Source organism: Sulfuriroseicoccus oceanibius (genome assembly GCF_010681825.2).
In the GTDB taxonomy this organism is placed as follows: Bacteria; Verrucomicrobiota; Verrucomicrobiia; order Verrucomicrobiales; family SLCJ01; genus Sulfuriroseicoccus; species Sulfuriroseicoccus oceanibius.
Window position 1 is genome coordinate 846597 of record NZ_CP066776.1, and the last position, 16882, is coordinate 863478.

13 protein-coding genes are annotated in these 16882 nt (G+C 58.1%); 11 read left to right on the plus strand and 2 right to left on the minus strand.

Going from position 1 to position 16882, the window contains the following annotated elements:
• Position 1: 1 nt before the first annotated feature.
• From G3M56_RS03265 to G3M56_RS03315, 11 genes are all read left to right on the plus strand, one after another.
• Positions 2-772: a Stf0 family sulfotransferase gene (locus tag G3M56_RS03265; protein ID WP_164363267.1), complete on the plus strand. Its 771-nt coding sequence runs from the start codon at positions 2-4 to the stop codon at positions 770-772.
• Positions 745-1749: a polysaccharide pyruvyl transferase family protein gene (locus G3M56_RS03270; RefSeq protein WP_235203565.1), complete on the plus strand. Its 1005-nt coding sequence runs from the start codon at positions 745-747 to the stop codon at positions 1747-1749. Before G3M56_RS03265 ends, G3M56_RS03270 begins: the two co-directional genes overlap by 28 nt.
• The gene (locus tag G3M56_RS03275) at positions 1727-2665 is read left to right on the plus strand and encodes a glycosyltransferase family 2 protein (RefSeq protein WP_164363271.1); all 939 of its coding nucleotides are present in this window, start codon (positions 1727-1729) and stop codon (positions 2663-2665) included. The genes G3M56_RS03270 and G3M56_RS03275 overlap by 23 nt, the downstream gene beginning before the upstream one ends.
• A gap of 25 nt (positions 2666-2690) precedes the next feature.
• Positions 2691-3863, plus strand: a complete 1173-nt coding sequence (locus tag G3M56_RS03280) for a glycosyltransferase (RefSeq protein ID WP_164363273.1) — start codon at positions 2691-2693, stop codon at positions 3861-3863.
• Positions 3860-5452, plus strand: coding sequence for a hypothetical protein (locus G3M56_RS03285; RefSeq protein WP_164363275.1), 1593 nt, complete (start codon positions 3860-3862; stop codon positions 5450-5452). Before G3M56_RS03280 ends, G3M56_RS03285 begins: the two co-directional genes overlap by 4 nt.
• A 121-nt stretch (positions 5453-5573) precedes the next feature.
• Positions 5574-6602 (plus strand): exosortase/archaeosortase family protein, encoded by a 1029-nt coding sequence (locus G3M56_RS03290; protein WP_235203566.1) that lies wholly within the window; start codon positions 5574-5576, stop codon positions 6600-6602.
• Between the two features lie 35 nt (positions 6603-6637).
• On the plus strand, positions 6638-7354 hold the full coding sequence (locus G3M56_RS03295; RefSeq protein ID WP_164363279.1) for an exosortase-associated EpsI family protein: 717 nt from the start codon (positions 6638-6640) through the stop codon (positions 7352-7354).
• Between the two features lie 35 nt (positions 7355-7389).
• The gene (locus tag G3M56_RS03300) at positions 7390-8313 is read left to right on the plus strand and encodes a UbiA family prenyltransferase (RefSeq protein ID WP_164363281.1); all 924 of its coding nucleotides are present in this window, start codon (positions 7390-7392) and stop codon (positions 8311-8313) included.
• Between the two features lie 77 nt (positions 8314-8390).
• A complete protein-coding gene (locus G3M56_RS03305; protein ID WP_164363283.1) occupies positions 8391-10109 on the plus strand; it encodes a DUF2339 domain-containing protein in 1719 nt (572 codons plus the stop codon).
• Positions 10110-10239: 130 nt separating this feature from the next.
• Positions 10240-11652 (plus strand): sugar transferase, encoded by a 1413-nt coding sequence (locus G3M56_RS03310; RefSeq protein WP_164363286.1) that lies wholly within the window; start codon positions 10240-10242, stop codon positions 11650-11652.
• A gap of 48 nt (positions 11653-11700) precedes the next feature.
• Positions 11701-13725 carry an O-antigen ligase family protein gene (locus tag G3M56_RS03315; RefSeq protein WP_164363288.1) on the plus strand — a complete coding sequence of 675 codons (2025 nt, stop codon included), beginning with the start codon at positions 11701-11703 and terminating at the stop codon, positions 13723-13725.
• An 81-nt stretch (positions 13726-13806) separates the two neighbouring features.
• Here the strand turns inward: G3M56_RS03315 and recA are convergent, their stop codons facing one another.
• Both recA and G3M56_RS03325 read right to left on the minus strand, forming a co-directional pair.
• Positions 13807-14874: a recombinase RecA gene (gene recA, locus G3M56_RS03320; protein ID WP_164363290.1), complete on the minus strand. Its 1068-nt coding sequence runs from the start codon at positions 14872-14874 to the stop codon at positions 13807-13809.
• A gap of 123 nt (positions 14875-14997) precedes the next feature.
• On the minus strand, positions 14998-16608 hold the full coding sequence (locus G3M56_RS03325) for a beta-N-acetylhexosaminidase (protein WP_164363292.1): 1611 nt from the start codon (positions 16606-16608) through the stop codon (positions 14998-15000).
• Positions 16609-16882: the final 274 nt, after the last annotated feature.

Consider the following 16882-nt stretch of genomic DNA (forward strand, 5'->3'; position numbering starts at 1 on the left):
AATGGCTCTTTATAAAGATCAGTTTAACGGCAGGTATGATTTTCCTGTCTATGAAGGCGCTGCACGTAAATTTGTGGTGATCGCGTCGACGGGGCGCTCAGGAAGTCACATGTTAGGTCATGTGATGCATGAGACCGGTGCCTTTGGAGCTCCCTTTGAATACTTTAACCTGGAGAACCTCTTGGAGTGGAAGCGGATCTTCGGCGCGCGAAGCACCGATGATGTCATCCATCGCTTGATGGCTAAGAGAACTTCAGAGAATGGAGTTTTTTCGATGAAGTTGCACTACTCGCATTTGCTACGCTTCGGTGGGATCGATGCCTTCATGGAGCGATTTCCCGGTGCGAGATTCATTATGCTTGAGAGGCAGGACGTCTTGAGGCAGGCGGTCTCGACGGTAATCGCCAGGCAGACGGGTGTTTGGATTGCGGGGCAGGAAGGCAGCGGGCAAAAGCCTGTTTATGACGCCGCTGCAATTGATAAGGCATTGGGCGAGATTATTTTGGATACGGCATCCTGGAGATATGATCTTAGCACTCGAGGTTTGCGGAAGGCGGAATTGCGCTTTGAAGATTTTTGCGGTGATGTTCCCGGCGGGATCCAAGGGATTGCTGACTTTTGTGAAGTCAATTTACCAACACTTCCGGAAACCCCCGTCACTACCAAGCAGTCTGGTGCGATCAATGCCGAGTGGGCCGAACGATTTATACGTGAGAACGCAGGTGGCTCATTAATACGTCGCAGATGGGAGTTGTTAAAACGTTTGGTTTAGCAAAACGGGGAGAAGCGCCCATGAATCAAGTTTTGAGAGTTCGTCGAATAGTGAAGCGAAGTGTTGTTCTGCCGCTGTGGCGGTGGATTGGGCTTCCTTTTTGCGGTGTCGTCTCGAGGATTCTGCGCAGAAGCGGGTCTCAAGGGGTTCCTTTGGTTTGGTTTGACGTGGAGAACTGGGGCGATGCGCTGAACCCATGGTTGGTAGAGCGTTTGTCAGGAAGTTCGATATCCCAGGTGAAGATCCCTTGCCGGATGCACTATCTTGCGATCGGAAGCGTGATGGACCGAGTGACCCAGTATTCCGAGGTATGGGGGAGTGGCTTCATCGAAGAGGGGCAAACGCTTTTAGCACATCCTGTGGCGGTACATGCGGTGCGTGGCCCATTGACTCGTGAAGCACTGAGGAAGCAAGGGGTGGAGTGTCCTGAGGTGTATGGCGATCCGGCTTTACTAATGCCATTCTTCTATGACCCTGATGTTAGTGAATCATATGAGTATGGGATCATTCCTCATTTTGTAGATAAGGCGAACCCGTGGGTAAAAGCGCAGAGCGAGCGCTCCGACGTGTTGGTGATTGATATCGAATCAGGGATTGAGGAGTTTGTTCGTCAGTTGAAGTCGTGTCGGAAGATTTTGTCCAGTTCGCTGCACGGGCTGATTTGTGCGGATGCCTATGGAAAGCCCAATGTATGGTTAGGCCTGTCGGATCGGGTTATCGGAGGTGCGTTCAAATTTGACGACTATCGGTTGGCGATTGGCGCCGAGCGTCCGCGTCGGATCGACGTGAGAGCTGACGATTCCGTTGATGAGGTGGTGGCTCACGCCGAGCGGTATCCGGTGGAACTCGACTTGCTTCAGTTGATCAGAGCTTGTCCGTTTTTGAGTCCGGAATTAGCCAAAGCGGTGGCAGATGCAGGGGCGATCGAGGAGTTGCGTCCTTTGTTGGCGGTAGATGCTGGAGGTCACAATGGGTAGCGATGCGATTGCCAGCGGGGGGGGCATTGCTCTTTGTGTTACCACCTGTCGACGAGATGAGGGGCTCGAGAGGTTGCTGGCGAGTATCTCCGATCTGGATGATTTGGAGCAGGTTCCTTTGACCGTGGTGGTTGTGGACAACGCAGGAAGTTTGGAAGCAAAGCGAATCAGCGAGTGCTGGGGAAGGAAGCACGGTATTTCGGTGCGTTACGCGCATGAGTCCCAACGAGGGATTTCGTACGCTCGGAATCGGGCGCTTCGCGAGGTTCCGGAGGATGCTGAGTTTGTGGCATTTCTGGATGATGACGAGGTGGCCACCCCGGGGTGGTTGACTGCGATGATGGAGGGCGTGAATCGCTTTAATGCCGATGTGTGGAATGGGCCTGTGTTGTCCGAATATCCGGCGGACACGCCAGATTGGGTGATGCGAGGAAAGTTTCACGAGCGGCCGCGTCGGGCAAGCGGGACTGCCAGGGATAGGGCAAACACGGGGAATGTGATGTTTCGCAGGTCCCTTCTGGATCGCTTGGATCTGTGGTTCGACCCCGAGTTGGCTCGCTCGGGAGGGGAGGATGACGACTTCTTTGGCAGGGCTGTCGTGGCGGGGGCTAAGATTGTTTGGGTCGATGATGCGGTGGTCTACGAGCGGTTGGAGCAGGCGCGGGTATCGGCGAAGTGGATTTTACGTCGGGCATACCAGTATGGCTATGCGAGCACGGTGATACGGCGGAAGCGAGGTGGGGCAGGTAGAATGGGTGCGGCCTTGGTGAAGGCGTGTGCGAGAGTTTTCCTGACGCCTCTCACGTTTTGGGTCGGGCTTTTGAGGGTTGAATGGGGGGTGAAAGCGGTGGGCTCGGGTGCCCGAGGGCTCGGAGTTTTCGCCGCTTTACTGGGAAAAGATTACAAAGGGTACTGAGTGCAGCGGAGCTGTAGTTGAGAGAATGAAAGTGTTGATGGTTCATAACCTCTACCGAGTGAGGGGAGGGGAGGACGAATCGTTTGCGTGCGAGTCGAAGGGGCTAGAGGCGGCCGGGCACTCGGTAAGGCGGTTGGTGTTCGACAGTTCGAAGATGTCGTTTTTCGAACGAGCGCTGCTGCCATTGGTGCAGATTTGGTCGTTGAAAGGGTATCGTGAGGTGGCCCGGGCGGTTGAGGAGTTTCAGCCTGACGTGGTGCACTTTCAGAACACATTCCCGCTGGTATCGAGATCCGCGTATTTTGCGTGCCGCCGGGCCAAGGTTCCTGTGGTTCAGTCATTGAGAAACTTTCGCTTCTTGTGTCCGGGAGACCGGGTCTTCTTTCCTGGGCAAGAGGTTGCGGGAGAGCGGAGCTACGGCTGTGGTAGCTTGCGCGCGAGTTACTACAAAGGTTCCGCTCTGGCGACTGGGTTCCTGAAGCTGGGCAATTGGCTGCACCGGAAGATGGGAACGGTTGAGATGGATGGGGTGACGTATGTGGCTCCCTCATCTTTTGTTAGATCTCAGTTTGTCGAGGGTGGGTGGAATCCAGATCGGATTCGAGTGAAGCCCAATGTGGTGCCCCCGTCTGGAGAAGGGCGTTTGAATAGGACACGATCCGGGGCGGTTTTTGTTGGTCGACTCTCTGAGGAGAAGGGACTTCGCGAACTTCTCAATGCCTGGGAGCATGTGGACAGCGATCAGCCACTCACCATCATAGGCGATGGGCCGCTGGTCGGTGAGGTGGAGGCGGCCGCTGAGCAGGATCGGAGGATTCGGTATCTCGGACGGTTGAAGCTGGAGGATGCGTTGCAACATGTCGCTGAAGCACGGGTTTTGGTTCAGCTGTCTAATTGTTGCGAGACTTTCGGGCGATCGATCGCCGAAGCGTTTTCAGTGGGCACACCTGTGATTGCCTCTGTTGGTGGGGCATTTGAAGAATTGGTGGATCGCTCTCGGGGCGGATTGCTTCCGCCTGAGCAGGATCACATGTGTGCTCGGGCGATTTCCCGTTTGTTGGACATGCCTGAGGCGGAGTGGGACAAGTTGTCAGATGGGGCGCGGGAGTTCTATCGATTGACACTGAGCCCGGATCTGGTTACCGAGCAGTTGGTGGATGTGTACCGGCGAGCGATAAACAACAAAAATGTACGATGAATAAAGGGTTGATGCAGATACTCGTCGCAGGCGGTGCGCTGTTTGTTGCCGTGTTGTTGATGATGGGGGCGGTCGAGTCCTCTACCAGTGCGGTGGCTTACGTTGTGAAGTACTTGGGGGCGGGACTGGCTGTCCTTGCAATGTTGAAGCCGCGTTGGGGGCTGTTCATTGTGGCGGGGGAGGCGTTCACCGTGGACTTCTTGAAAAAGGTGGCGGTTTACTACGGGAGCCCCTCGATGATGACGATTATCGAGGTGATGGTGGTGGTGATGTTGGCGCTGGTTGGCGCGATTTTGGGGACTTTGCTGGGAGCTGTGCGCAGTAAAGAGCTTGTGATCGGCAAGCAGGGCTGGATGTTTTTGCTAGGAGGCTTGGTGATAGCCGGGCTGGCCGTTGTGTCGGATATGATGCTGGGAGAAGGTATGATGGCCGCGGTGCAAAGGGGCTTTAACCTTGGAGCTTACGTGGCTGTGGGGATGGTGATGCTGGTCTTTTTCCGTGGTAAGGATGATATCGAGAAGTTCCTCAACTGGTGCCTGATGTTTGTGGTGGCATCGTGCCTGTTGGCGATGAAGCAGACCTTTTTCGACTTTAGCGAGATGGTCTACTTTTACATGAAGACCGGTCTGTCTCCGGTGGCCTCGCAACAGTTCTACAACGAGTTGATGATCGGGCGGGATCCGCGGGCGTTTGGCTTGGCATCGGGTGTTCAGAACTTCAATGCGGTGGCCGCGCTGGTGCCATACTGTATTTACCGATTGGTCTACAATCCTGCGGCCATGCGGATTGTGTGGGGGGCAGCCTTGGTTGTGATTGTTGGAGCGCTGTTTGTGGCTCGAATCAAGACCGGCTTCGCCGTGGCGTTGTTGTGTCCATTGGGGATGTTGTTATTCCGGTCCCGGGCGGCGATCCTTTCGTTCTATGCGGTTGGCACGGTGTTGTTCCTTTTCCTTGTGATGAATGCCCAGCATTTAAGGGACAACATTGCGGTCTATGACAACGCGTTCCGTGGATTCTTCGGGCTCGACGCGACGTACTCGATTCAAACCTTCGAAGCGCGTTTGCATGGTTTCATTTATCTGACCAAGCCCGAGTCTTGGAGTCTCTTCGGGCTTACGAACTTCGAGAACACAGAGTTGGGCGAAACCTCACACGATATTATTTCCAGCGTGCTGGGGCGCTTTGGTGTTGTTGGGTTGCTCGGGTTGTTGGGAGCCTGTGTCGTGGCAGCCTTTTTCCTGCATCGGGCGTATTTCCGGATTCAGACACGCACCGAGCGCGGGTTCTATCTGGCGTTGATGACGTATTTTGTGCTGGGGATTATTTCCAACGTGGTGGGGGGAAGTAACCTGCACTCTTGTCCGGTGAACCTGGTGGTGTGGAGTTTTGCCGGGGGGATGGCGGTTCTTTACCGTGACTACGGCTGGAAGAAGAATTCGCCGCCGCCGGCCATGTATGGCTACGAGGAGGAGATGGATCAGTTCTATGCCGAGTGGGCGGAGGCGGAAGGATATGTGGAATATGATGATGGGGAGGAGTCTCCAGAGGAGGCATTTCCACAACCCGTCGGCTCGTTCGGCCGGGGGTAGTTCCGGATGGACCGATCATTAGTAATAATGAGCGATCTGTGGACGAATTAGCTTGCCTGATCCGTGTGGGCTTCGCATTGGATGTGTGGCCTGTGGAATTTTGTAGGTCTGTTTTTGTGAAATGATGATGACTTCTTCTGACTCGAATCGAAAAGTTGCCTGGGGTCCGGTGGCGATTGTGCTGGCCTGTTTGGTGGTGATGTTTGGCTTTCAGGGGTATGCGACGGGCTACATGTTCGAGCGCGATACGCTGGCGTCTTTGATGGCGCATGGCTATCAGGTGGATGGCGCTGAGTGGGGGTTCGGGTGGTTTGTTCTGCCTGCGATTGCGGTGTTGCTGTGGCTTACGCGTGATCGTTACAAGGACCTGGCGATCGAGCCATCGCCGAAGATAGGAGCGGCGTTGTTGGTGCTCGGGTTTTTCCTCTACTTCGGTGGGTACAAAGCGAACCAGCAGTACTTCGGCTATGCGGCGGGCCAAGTGATTGCCGCTGGGTGTATTTTCTGGTTCCTGGGCAAGCGCTGGTTTTTCCAAGCGTTTTGGCTTTGGTGTTTGCTCGGGATGCTGTGGCCTCTTCGCTTCCTGATCGAGCCGGTGAGCTTCCCGTTGCAGTTGGTGATGGTGAAGATTTCGGCCGGGGCGTTTAACTTGCTGGGCGATCCGGCGGTGGCCAACGGTACGGCCATCACGACGACCAAGATTGACCCGATCACGGGCGAGACGATCCGCCTCAATGTGGCGGCGGCGTGTAGTGGTCTGCGCTCGCTTTTCGCGCTGACAATGATCGGACTGATCTTCAGCTATGTGGTGCTGAAGAAGAACTGGCAGCGTGTTGTGTTCATGTGCATGGTGCCGGTTTTCACAATCGCGGGCAACTTTGTGCGGATGATGATGCTGTACTTCGGTGCGGCGGCGAAGGGGAGCGAATGGGCGATTGGCCAGGGAGAGAAGGATCCGTCGAAGTTCCACATTTACGCAGGTTTGGCGGTGTTTGTGGTGGCGCTGCTTTGCATGATCTCGGTGGGCGACTTGCTCAACCGTGGCGGCAAGATGTTCAAGCGCCGCAAGACGGTGGTGCGGAGCGTGAAGCGGGGGCAATCGGCAACGACTCCGGTGCCCGCGGAAGGAAATGATGAGGCGTCGAAGTAGCCCCGGGGTGTGAGATTGAACCAAAGGACGAGAGCATGAAGAGTTTGAAGTTTCGATTGGCGTTTTTTGTCGGGCTTGTGGGCGTGACGTTGGGGCTTTGCCAGATGTTTCCGAACGCGGCATTGGACCCGGCGGCGGGGGTGGTGATGAAGTTGCCTGATGTGATCCCGGGCTTCACCAGTCGCGAGGTGGAGATGAGCGACGAGGAGAAGTACTGGCTGCCTCCGGAGACCAGCAGTGTGAAGCGCGTGTACACACCGATTCATGGGGAAACCGCGGATGAGTTGGCATTCGGAGGAATCACCGCGTCGATCATTCTCAGTGGTGGTGACCGGCGTAGTCTCCACCGTCCTGAGGTCTGCATGACCGGACAGGGGTGGACGATCGAGAAACGTGAGGTGGTCAGCTTGGAAACCGAAGGCGGTCCGCTCGACGTGATGGACCTTTATTTGAAGCGCAAGATGACCGATCCGGACGGAACGGAGTGGGTGCTTTATGCCAACTACATCTATTGGTGGGTCGGGAAGGAAGTGTCGACGCCGCACAGCTGGCAGCGCATCCTGACAACCTCGCTGAACAACATGTTCTTCAACATCAATGACCGCTGGGCCTATCCGAGCGTGATGGTGTATACGGCGAAGGATGCTGGCTCCGTGGGGCGTGTGGTCGCTCGTGATCGCGCGTTGAAGTACATCCAGCGATATGCGCCGACCTTCCAAAAGTCACTCGGTGCGAAAGGCGGCGACGAGTAATGGAGAGTGGCCGCCAGAGCAGTGCGCATCTGAGCATGAGTAAACAGGGGCACGGATCTGAATCGGTGGCGACTCAGCCTCTGGCGCTCGTGCGGGCGATGCGTCCGCATCACTGGGTGAAGAATGCCTTTTGCGCGGCGGCGATTGTTTTCAGCGGCAACCTGACTAAGCTCGATCTCTGGTGGGATCTGCTGGTTCTGGTTGTCGCTTTTTGTTTCGCCTCTAGTGCGGGTTATCTGATCAATGACGTGGTCAACCGTCATGAGGATCGGGAACATCCCCGCAAGCGGATGCGGCCGGTGGCGTCGGGACGGGTGAGCGTGCTAGCTGCGTGCCTGGCGGCGGCAGGGCTTGCGATGGTGGCGGTGAGCGGCGCCGGGCTTTGGTTTGCAGAGTCTGGGAGCGACGGCCAGCGTGCGGTGGCCTGTGTGGCTGGCTATCTTGGGTTGTCGTTGGTGTACTCTTTGGTTTTCCGGCGGGTGCCTGTGCTTGATGTGTTGGTGTTGGCGATTGGATTTGTACTGCGTGTGATGGCGGGGGCGTATGCGATTGGTGTGGCTCCGAGCGGTTGGTTGATTGGGGTGACTTATGCTTTGGCTGTTCTATTGGGGCTTGGAAAACGGCGTGGTGAACTGTCTGTGCTCGAGCGTAGCGGGGGCGATTTGGGGAGCACTCGGCATGCACTGATGCGTTATGTCTCTCCATTGGAGAAGGGTGCGGTCGAGCTGGCTGCTGTGGTGGTGGCTGCGGTGTATGCGATGTACTGTGTGCACCACCCCCAGGCGCCTTGGTTCTTAATTACGGTGGCGCCTGTATTTCTTGGTCTTTGGGACTATGTGCGGCGGACTCGGCGTTCGGTAGAAGTCGAGGTTCCAGAGGCTTTGATGTTCAAGTTCGGGATGCTGCCGATTTGTTTGTTGGTTTGGGGTGCGTTGGTAATTTGGTTTTCGTTGGTATGAAGCATCGGGGGAAATGGATTGCGGTTCTTTTGGTCGCGGGCTTTTTGGCGTCCGTGTTGCTGGCTCTCGGGCCGGTCATGCGTGAGAGCGATCAGGCATCGTTGGTCGATGGTGGCTTGCAAATTGCCCGCGACGGTGACTGGCTGGGTGAGAGTTATTACAACTACTCGCGCCAATATGTGAGTTACTGGGTGGTGGCGTTGGGGCTCTTGCCGCAGCTTGACGCGGGGATCGATGCGCTGGTCGAATCCGGCAACCGGAGCGCTGCTGCGGTGTTGGCATTTGGGCTCGCTGTGATGGCATCGCGGCGCAGGCGCTGGAGTCCGGTTGAGTTGATTGTTCTCGGGCTGGCGTTGTTTTGTCCGGTGTGGTGGTTCAGCGCTCCGTTGCTGGCCTCGAATGGAATTGCGGCGGGGTTTGTGTTGTTGCTGGCGGTGGTTCTTGCCACCAGGCGCTCAGGGGGGCGATCCGCGGCGGCGGCAGTGTTGACTTTTCTGGCGGTAGGGGCGCGATCGGACGTCGCCTTGATCCTGCCGATGATCGTACTGCTGGCGGCTCCGGTAGCGCGGGTGCCGCGGTTGATGCGCGATGGCACGACGTGGGCCATGGCGGGCTCGGCTGTGCTGGCTCTCGTGGTCGGGCGCCTTATCACCGAGAGCCCGACAGGAATGCCGTCGACGTTTTTCGATGTGCGTTTGTTCGGGGCGTATGTGGTGTTTGGTCTCAACGGTCTGACCTTGGCGTGGGCGGTCTTTTTCTTGCTTGTGGTTGGTCGGGCATGGTGTGGGCGTTCGTTATGGTGGGCTGGTGTGGCTGTGGCGGTCTTGTTGCCGTGGCTTTTCTACGCTCCGTTATTGTACTCACCGCGGCACTTGGTTGTGGTGGTGGCTGGTGTTCTGACGACCTTGGTGCTGCCGCGAGGGCGCAATGTGTGGTCACAGGTGGCGCGGGTCTGGTGGGCGCGATGGGGCGTGGCGTGCGGTGTGGCCGCGAGTCTCATGTTGTCGCTAGTTGGCTTGCGGATGAACTCAATGAAGGACATCGCGCCGGTGGTCGGCGAGTCCACGTGGTATCCCACCGCGGATGGTCTATGGCCCATGGGGGCGAATATTCCGTTCTTTGTGAGACTGGCGCAGGCCGATGAGCGGCCGCTCGATCACAACCAGTTGGTTTGGAATGCGTGGCGTCAGGTGGAGCAGGTGCCCGCCGATGGGCCGGTAGCGGTTTTCTCCTCGGGTCTGACTACGTACGGTGAGCTGCGGCTGCGTGCGTTGGGTGTCGATGCAGCTCGCGCCGATGAATTGACGGAGGGCGTCGTGTTCGACAGTCGGTCGTTTTTGCGGCGCAAAGTGGACCGCAACCAGATGACTGGGGCCACCGTGGCACCTCATGAGAAGATCGGCGCGGACCAGCTCGCCGCGATGAGCCTTGTCGGATGTTCGTTTGGTGCCGAGGTTTACTGGTGGGGGGCGGAGAATGGCGGCGCGAGCAAAGCGCTCGAAGTGCGCCAATTGTTGGCCTCACTGACGACAAATGACAGGATGACGCTGGGGCGGGCGGGGGATGCTTGGCAGGAATTGGCCCATGCCGGCCGGTTCGAGTGGGTGGTAATGGTACCGGGATGGTACGGGCATCTGGAGGTGCACGGGGCGCGGCGGCTGCGTTGGCGAGGTGGCGACTGGTCGGTAATTCAGGCTGAGGGCGAGGCTGGGTGGATTGATGGATTACGGCACAACCTGCCCGAGGATGCCTGGGTTGCGAGATCGACAATGGTGGTTGCATTCCAGCTGCAATGATTCATTGATGAACAATGCTGCCTGCAGAGTCAGTGTGTTAGGAGAATTTTGGGCTCGACTGTGTCCCCTGAAATTCTGCTAATTCACCGGCACGAAGGCCGCACCGCCCCCAAACGCGGGTACACTTGCTATGAACAAAAACGCGATATCAACTCAGGCTTTGCAGTTGATCGACGCCGCACTGGTGTTGCTGGCGGCGTTTTTGTCCGAAAAGATCTGGCAGCACTCGTGGGAGTGGCTGGATAGCTTTGAGCGGATTGTCATCGAGCGGAAGTCGTCCGACGGGTTCACCCAGTTGGGTAACAATGTGTGGGTTGTGGCGGTATTCATTCCGCTGGTGCTGGAGATGTTCGGGTTCTACAAGCAGCGTTACAAGCGCAGCTTGCGGCGCGCGGTGGTGCCGATCTTCGAGACTTTCATGGTGATCTTTTTCCTGCTGGGAGTGATCACGATGTTCTTCAAACTGGATTTGCCGCACCGTCCGACTCTGGTGATGGTGCCGAGCATATTCACTGTGCTGGTGTTGTTGAGGGAGTGGGGATTGCAGGCTTATTACCGGCATGTGGCGACTCACGACGAGGCGAAGATCCAAGTGATTTTGGCGGGTGCTCCGGGGGCGATCGAGGAATGGGAGGCTAGCCTCAAGAGAGCAGACCGTGACCGCATGCACGTAGTCCAACGTTTCAACCTGCGCGATCACGACGAACTTGAGCTCGACTCTATGTTGGCGAGCCATCCTGCCGAGCGAGTGGTATTCCTGGTGCGTGACATTGCCTTCGACAAAGTGACCAAGGCTGTGGAGACCGCTGAGCTCCAAGGGGTGGAAGCTTGGATTGCGGCTGACTTCGTACGGGCCCGCATTGCCAAGCCGACCTTCGACCTTTTCAATGGGCAGTCGATGTTGGTTTTGCGCTCCACGCCTTCGTTGTCGTGGGCGCTGTTAGCAAAAGACTTCTTCGACCGGATCTCGGCGGCTGTGTTGCTGGTGATGAGTTCACCGATTTGGTTGATCGCCGCTGCAGGGATCATGATTTCCAATCCGGGGCCGGTGTTCTTCCGTCAGCGCCGAGCCGGACGCTACGGCAAGCCATTCGGGATGTGGAAATTCCGCACTATGTATCAAGACGCCGAGGCACGATTGGCCGAGGTGAAAGAGAAAGCGGGCAACGAAATGGACGGTCCGGTTTTCAAGCTGGAGAAGGATCCGCGTGTGTTCAAGTTCGGTGAGATTTTGCGACGCACGAGCATTGATGAACTGCCACAGCTCATCAATGTGCTCAAAGGCGAGATGAGCATGGTTGGTCCGCGCCCTTTGCCTATTTACGAAGTCGCCGCGTTTGAGCGCTCGGCCCACCGGCGGAGGCTTAGCGTGAAGCCAGGCATCACGTGCACCTGGCAGGCTGGGGGGCGGAACAAAATCACCAGCTTCGAAGAGTGGGTGCAGATGGATTTGGAATATATCGACAACTGGTCGCTGTGGGAGGACTTCAAGATTGTCCTCATGACCGTGCCTGCCGTGTTGTTTGGCAAGGGGGCGAAGTGACGTCTTCTGTGTTTCGATTGAGTTAGTTGAATGGATAAAAGTAGCTGGATGAGCAAAGTTCTCGATTACGCAGGCCAGGCATTGACGATGCTTGGCTTTCTTTTTGTCGCGGTGCTTGGTACGGCGGACAACGTTCCCATGGCGTTTCCCGGCGTGTCCGTGATGGGGCTTGGGGCCGTGCTGACGGTTGCCGGATGGGGTCTGCGTGAGCGCGGGAGAATCCGCTGGGGCAGCGTGCTGCTGGCATTTGCCGGGGTGGGGGTGCTTGGGTGTTTTCTGTGGAGGGCGATGATGTCGCCGGTAGCGCATTTCGCCCAGCTTGATGTGGCGTTGATTGCTGCGTTGGCGGCGGGATTGGTGGTGATAGTTTTTGGTCGCTGGCCGGTGAACCTTCGTTGGTTCGGAGCGCTTCTGTCGTTACTGACCTTGGTCAATTTGTGGATCGCCGTGGTTCAAGTGGTTGTCGAACCGGGGTACGCGCCGTGGGCCTCACTCGGCTTGGAGCGGCCGCTGGACAACCCGCAGGCATCCGGATTCTTCTTCCATCAGAACCCATTCGGTGCGTTCTCTGCGGCAGCGGGGCTGCTACTGCTGGGAATGGCGCGCGCCAAGATCGGAACCGGCTTCGAACGTGCGGTCCACGGATTGGGCTCGCTGGCTGCTTTTGTCGGCGTTTACCTCTCATTCTCCCGTGCGGCGATGCTTGGTGCGGTGGTCGGGCTGGCTGTGATGGCGGCGGTGGTGGGTGTGACTGCTGTGATGCGTCGCCGGATGTCCGGCCCTCGGCGGGCGGCGGTGATGGCCGGTGTGGTGCTTGCTTTGGCAGGCATCGGCTACGGTGCGATGTGGGGGGCGGAAAGGATTATCAGCCATCGTTGGGGCGATCGAACCGGGCTCGAGCAGCTGGGTAAACTGGATAGTCGCGGCGATTCCTGGCGGCTGGCGATGGATGTGTTTCAGGGCAGTCCCGTCGTGGGTGAGGGCAGCCGTGGATTCCAAGATCGGCAGTACGACTACTGGGCGGCGGACGCCTACTCGCTCGAGGCTGACTACCACTACGCGCATAACGAGTACCTGCAGGTGTTGTCCGACTATGGGCTCGTGGGTGGCTTGTTGTTGTTGTTGGCGATGGCTGCGCTCGGGATTCGCGCAGTCGTGTTGATTGGGCGTGGGGCCAGGGCCGAGAAGGAGGCTCCGGCAATGCCTCTGGTCTGGCGCGGTGCATTTGCCGGGTTGTGTGCGCTGGCAGCGGACGCGGTATTCAGTTTCAACCTGCACTTCGTACCAGTCGCGGCGTTGGCCGGGGTGATGCTCGGCGTGATGATGCGCAATTTGGCACCAACCTCTAGCGGCGGAGCTCGGCAGGTGGTTCGAAAACCGGATGTGATGGCTGCCGTAGCATGGGGTGGTCTGTTGGTGGTGTCGGTCGCTTCGGTGATCGCCGTGGTGAAGCCGGTGGCCGGATCGTGGTGGCGTTGGCAGTTGGCCGAGCCAATGGTGGCTGATGGTTCGCTCGGTGATCTCGATCAAGTCACACTCGCGCGTGAGCTGTATGCGGAGTCTGGTGATTATTGGTCGTCTTTGCGAATGGGAGAGGTTGCTTGGCGGGTCGCACGTTCTGATCGGTTGGAGTGGAGCGACCGGAAAGCGTTGGCTGAAGAGGCCCTGGAGGCCTACGCCGCGGCGGCGGATGTGTGGCCTGCGGATCCATTGCCACATGGAAAGCAGGCGGAGATTCTCTTGGCGCTTGGGCGTTTCGACGAGGCTGAGGCCGTCTATCAAGTGGCGATCGAACGTAGCGGCAATCGTGACCGCTGGTTCACCTACGGCTTCGACCTCGGGTTGCTCTATTTCACCCGTGCACGGATCGCGATGGAGGACTGCGACCACCACGCCGCGACCTATTGGCTGACCCTTGCCAAAGAGACGCTCGATAGCCAGCCATGGCCGGCGGTGCCTGAGCGTCGGAAGCAATGGGATGACGCCCGAGCCGCGGTGGATGCCGATATTGCTTTGCTCAAGGGCTTGAAAGAATGGTTCCCCGAGAGCACTGACGTGCGCCCTCCAGAGTAAGGCGCAGCGCCTCGCGAATACAAAAAACGCCCGGCTCACGAGATTGGTGAGCCGGGCGTTTTTGTGGGATGAGTCGGGAGCTTACGCCTTGGCTGGGGCTGGCTCGTCGGCAGCTTCTTCAGCGGCCTCCGGGTTCATGCGGGCTTTGACGATTCCTTCGATCTCGTCGTAGAGCGCGTTGTCGGCCTTGAGGGCTTCCTTGGCGGCGTCGCGGCCCTGGGCGAGCTGGTTGCCGTTGTAGGAGAACCATGAGCCGCGCTTCTGCAGGATGTCGAACTCCAGCGCAAGGTCGAGCAGTGAGCCGACCGATGAGATGCCTTCGTTGTACATGATGTCGAACTCGGCCTCACGGAATGGTGGTGCCACTTTGTTCTTCACGATCTTCACCTTGGTGCGGTTGCCGTTGACGGTGCCGTCGGTGCCTTTGATCTGGCCGATGCGGCGGATGTCGCAGCGTACCGAGCTGTAGAACTTGAGGGCGCGTCCACCAGGGGTGGTTTCCGGGTTTCCGAACATAACGCCGACTTTCTCGCGGATCTGGTTGGTGAAAATACACACGGTGCGTGCCTTCGCAATCATGGCGGTGAGCTTACGCATGGCGGCCGACATCAAGCGGGCCTGGGCGCCGACGGTCGAGTCGCCGATCTCGCCTTCGAGTTCCTGGCGGGTGACGAGTGCGGCCACCGAGTCGAGCACGATCACGTCGAGTGCGTTCGAGCGGATGAGCGTTTCGCAGATGCGGAGGGCTTCCTCACCGGAGGACGGCTGCGATACGAGCAAGTCGTCCATGTTGACGCCGAGGCGCTTGGCGTAGGTCGGGTCGAGTGCGTGTTCGACGTCGATGAAGCCGGCGAGTCCGCCCTTTTTCTGAGCCTGGGCGATGGCGGTGAGGGTGAGCGTGGTTTTACCCGATGATTCTGGGCCGAAGATTTCGATGATTCGTCCGCGAGGGAAGCCGCCAACGCCGAGTGCGCGGTCGATGAGCAAGTTGCCGGTCGGGATCACGTCCACATCGACGCGGTGTTCGTCGCCCATGCGCATGATCGATCCTTCGCCGTACTCCTTTTTGATATTGGAGATGGCGGCGTCGAGGTTCTTGAGGCGCTCTTTGGCGAGCTTGTCGGCTGCGGTGTCTGCGGATTTTGCCATGGTCGTGATGGTTTGAAATGGGATGTCCGTGAGTGGAGGGTCCGTGTGTTCGCTCAACGGTGTAGCGTGTTCGGATGAACGGCGCAAGCGTTCAATTGAACAGTATTGAAGATTTTTTGAAAATCAGTTCTTTGGTTTGATCTGTTTGCCATCGAGCGGGCCGTCGTAAAACTGGATTCCAGCGGCTTTCCAGCGGGCTTTGTGATGGTTGAGGCGCTTGGTGAAACTTTCGAAGTCGCGTTGGTCTGCCGGGCTCCACGCGACTTCGGACAGTGCGGGCATGCGCGGGAAAATACGGGCTTCGAGGTGGTCCATGTTCTGGATGTACTCGGTCCAGACCGTGCCCTGGACGCCGAGGATCAACGCGCGCTGGGCGTCGTTGGTGGCGACTGATTCCGGTTGGAAGCTGTAGACCTTGGTTGTCGGGGTGAACCCACCGATCGCCGGTGGCACCGAGTTGTGGTCTTCGGTTTGGTAGTAATCGAAATAGCAATGGGAGTTCGGGCACAGGACGACGGGGTGGCCGTGTTCCAGCGCGGATTTGGCGAAGTTGGCATCGCGCCAGACCATCACCGCGGCGTCCTCAGGCAGCCCGCCCTCGATGATCTCGTCCCAGCCGATGAGCGTGCGGCCTTTGCTCTTGAGGTAGGCTTCCATTTGTTTGACGAAGTAGCTTTGCAACGCGTCGCCGTCGGCGAGTCTTTGATCTTTCATCAATCCTGTGCACTTCGGGCATTCGAGCCACGCGGACTTCGGTACTTCGTCCGCACCAATGTGGATGTACTGCGACGGAAAGAGCTCGAGCACTTCGTCGAGGATGTGCTGGAGGAACTCTGTGGTCCCCGGGTTGCCGACGCAGAACACATCCTTGCCACGCAGTCCTTCGGTGAGGATCTCATTGGTCGGGCAGGCGAACTCGGGATGCGCGACGAGCACTGCGTACGAGTGGCCGGGCATTTCAATCTCCGGTACCACGGTGATGAAACGTTCTTTGGCGTAGGCGACGATTTCTCTGATCTGATCCTGAGTGTAATAGCCACCGTAGTCGCCTTGTTGTTGGCCCTTTGGGTTGATCTCTGTGGCTTGCCAGTTCCACGGCTCGGAGGTCTTGTCCTTGCGCCATGCGCCGATCTCAGTGAGCTTCGGGTAACGTTTGATCTCGATGCGCCAGCCCGGTCCGTCGACCAAATGCCAGTGGAAGACATTCATTTTGTAGGCCGCCATGTGGTCGAGGAATCTTTTTACTTCGTCTACCGAGTAGAAGTGGCGTGACACGTCGAGGTGCATCCCGCGCCAGCGGAAACGCGGGGCGTCGGTGATGGTGGTGGCGGGAATGGTGGCGGCCTCGTCTGCGGAGAAGAGTTGCTTCAGCGATTGGACGCCGTAAAAAACGCCTGCCGCATCAGCGCCGGTGATGGTGATGGTGTGGTCTCGCGTTTCCAGACGGTAGCCTTCGGCGGGGAGGGTGCCGCTGGTGTCGATGGCGAGAGTGACCTTGGTGGTGGCTGGCGGTTGTTCGGCGTTCGTAGCTGGGGCGCGTTCGGTGAACCATTGCTCGAGGGATTCTGCGATCGCTTCCAGTTCCGCCGGAGTGGTGACGGTGAGCTTCGAGGTCAGGGGAAATGCGTCGCCGTGCGTGGTCATCTCCTTTGGTTGGGGGATGATCGATGCAGTGGCAGTGAGTGTGCAAGTGATCCAAAGAGCCGCGAGCGCGGGGAGAATTCGGCCAATCATGCCGCAGGCTGGCGGATTCGTCGGATTGGATCAAGTGTTTGTGCGGGGGATTGGACCGCCTCGTAGGAGCTCAGGTGGGTTGTACGGTCCGATCCCATGGCGCTGCCATGGGCTGTGTTGGAGTGCACCTCCGGTGCGGGGAGATGTGCGGCTGCGCCGGTTGGGTTGGATTGCCAAGGCGATGCTTGGCGTTCCAGATGGCGGGCGCTGCGATGGCCTCCGCAGGTCATCGCTCCAGTGCCAGTCCAACGACTACCATTTCCCGCTGGAGCTA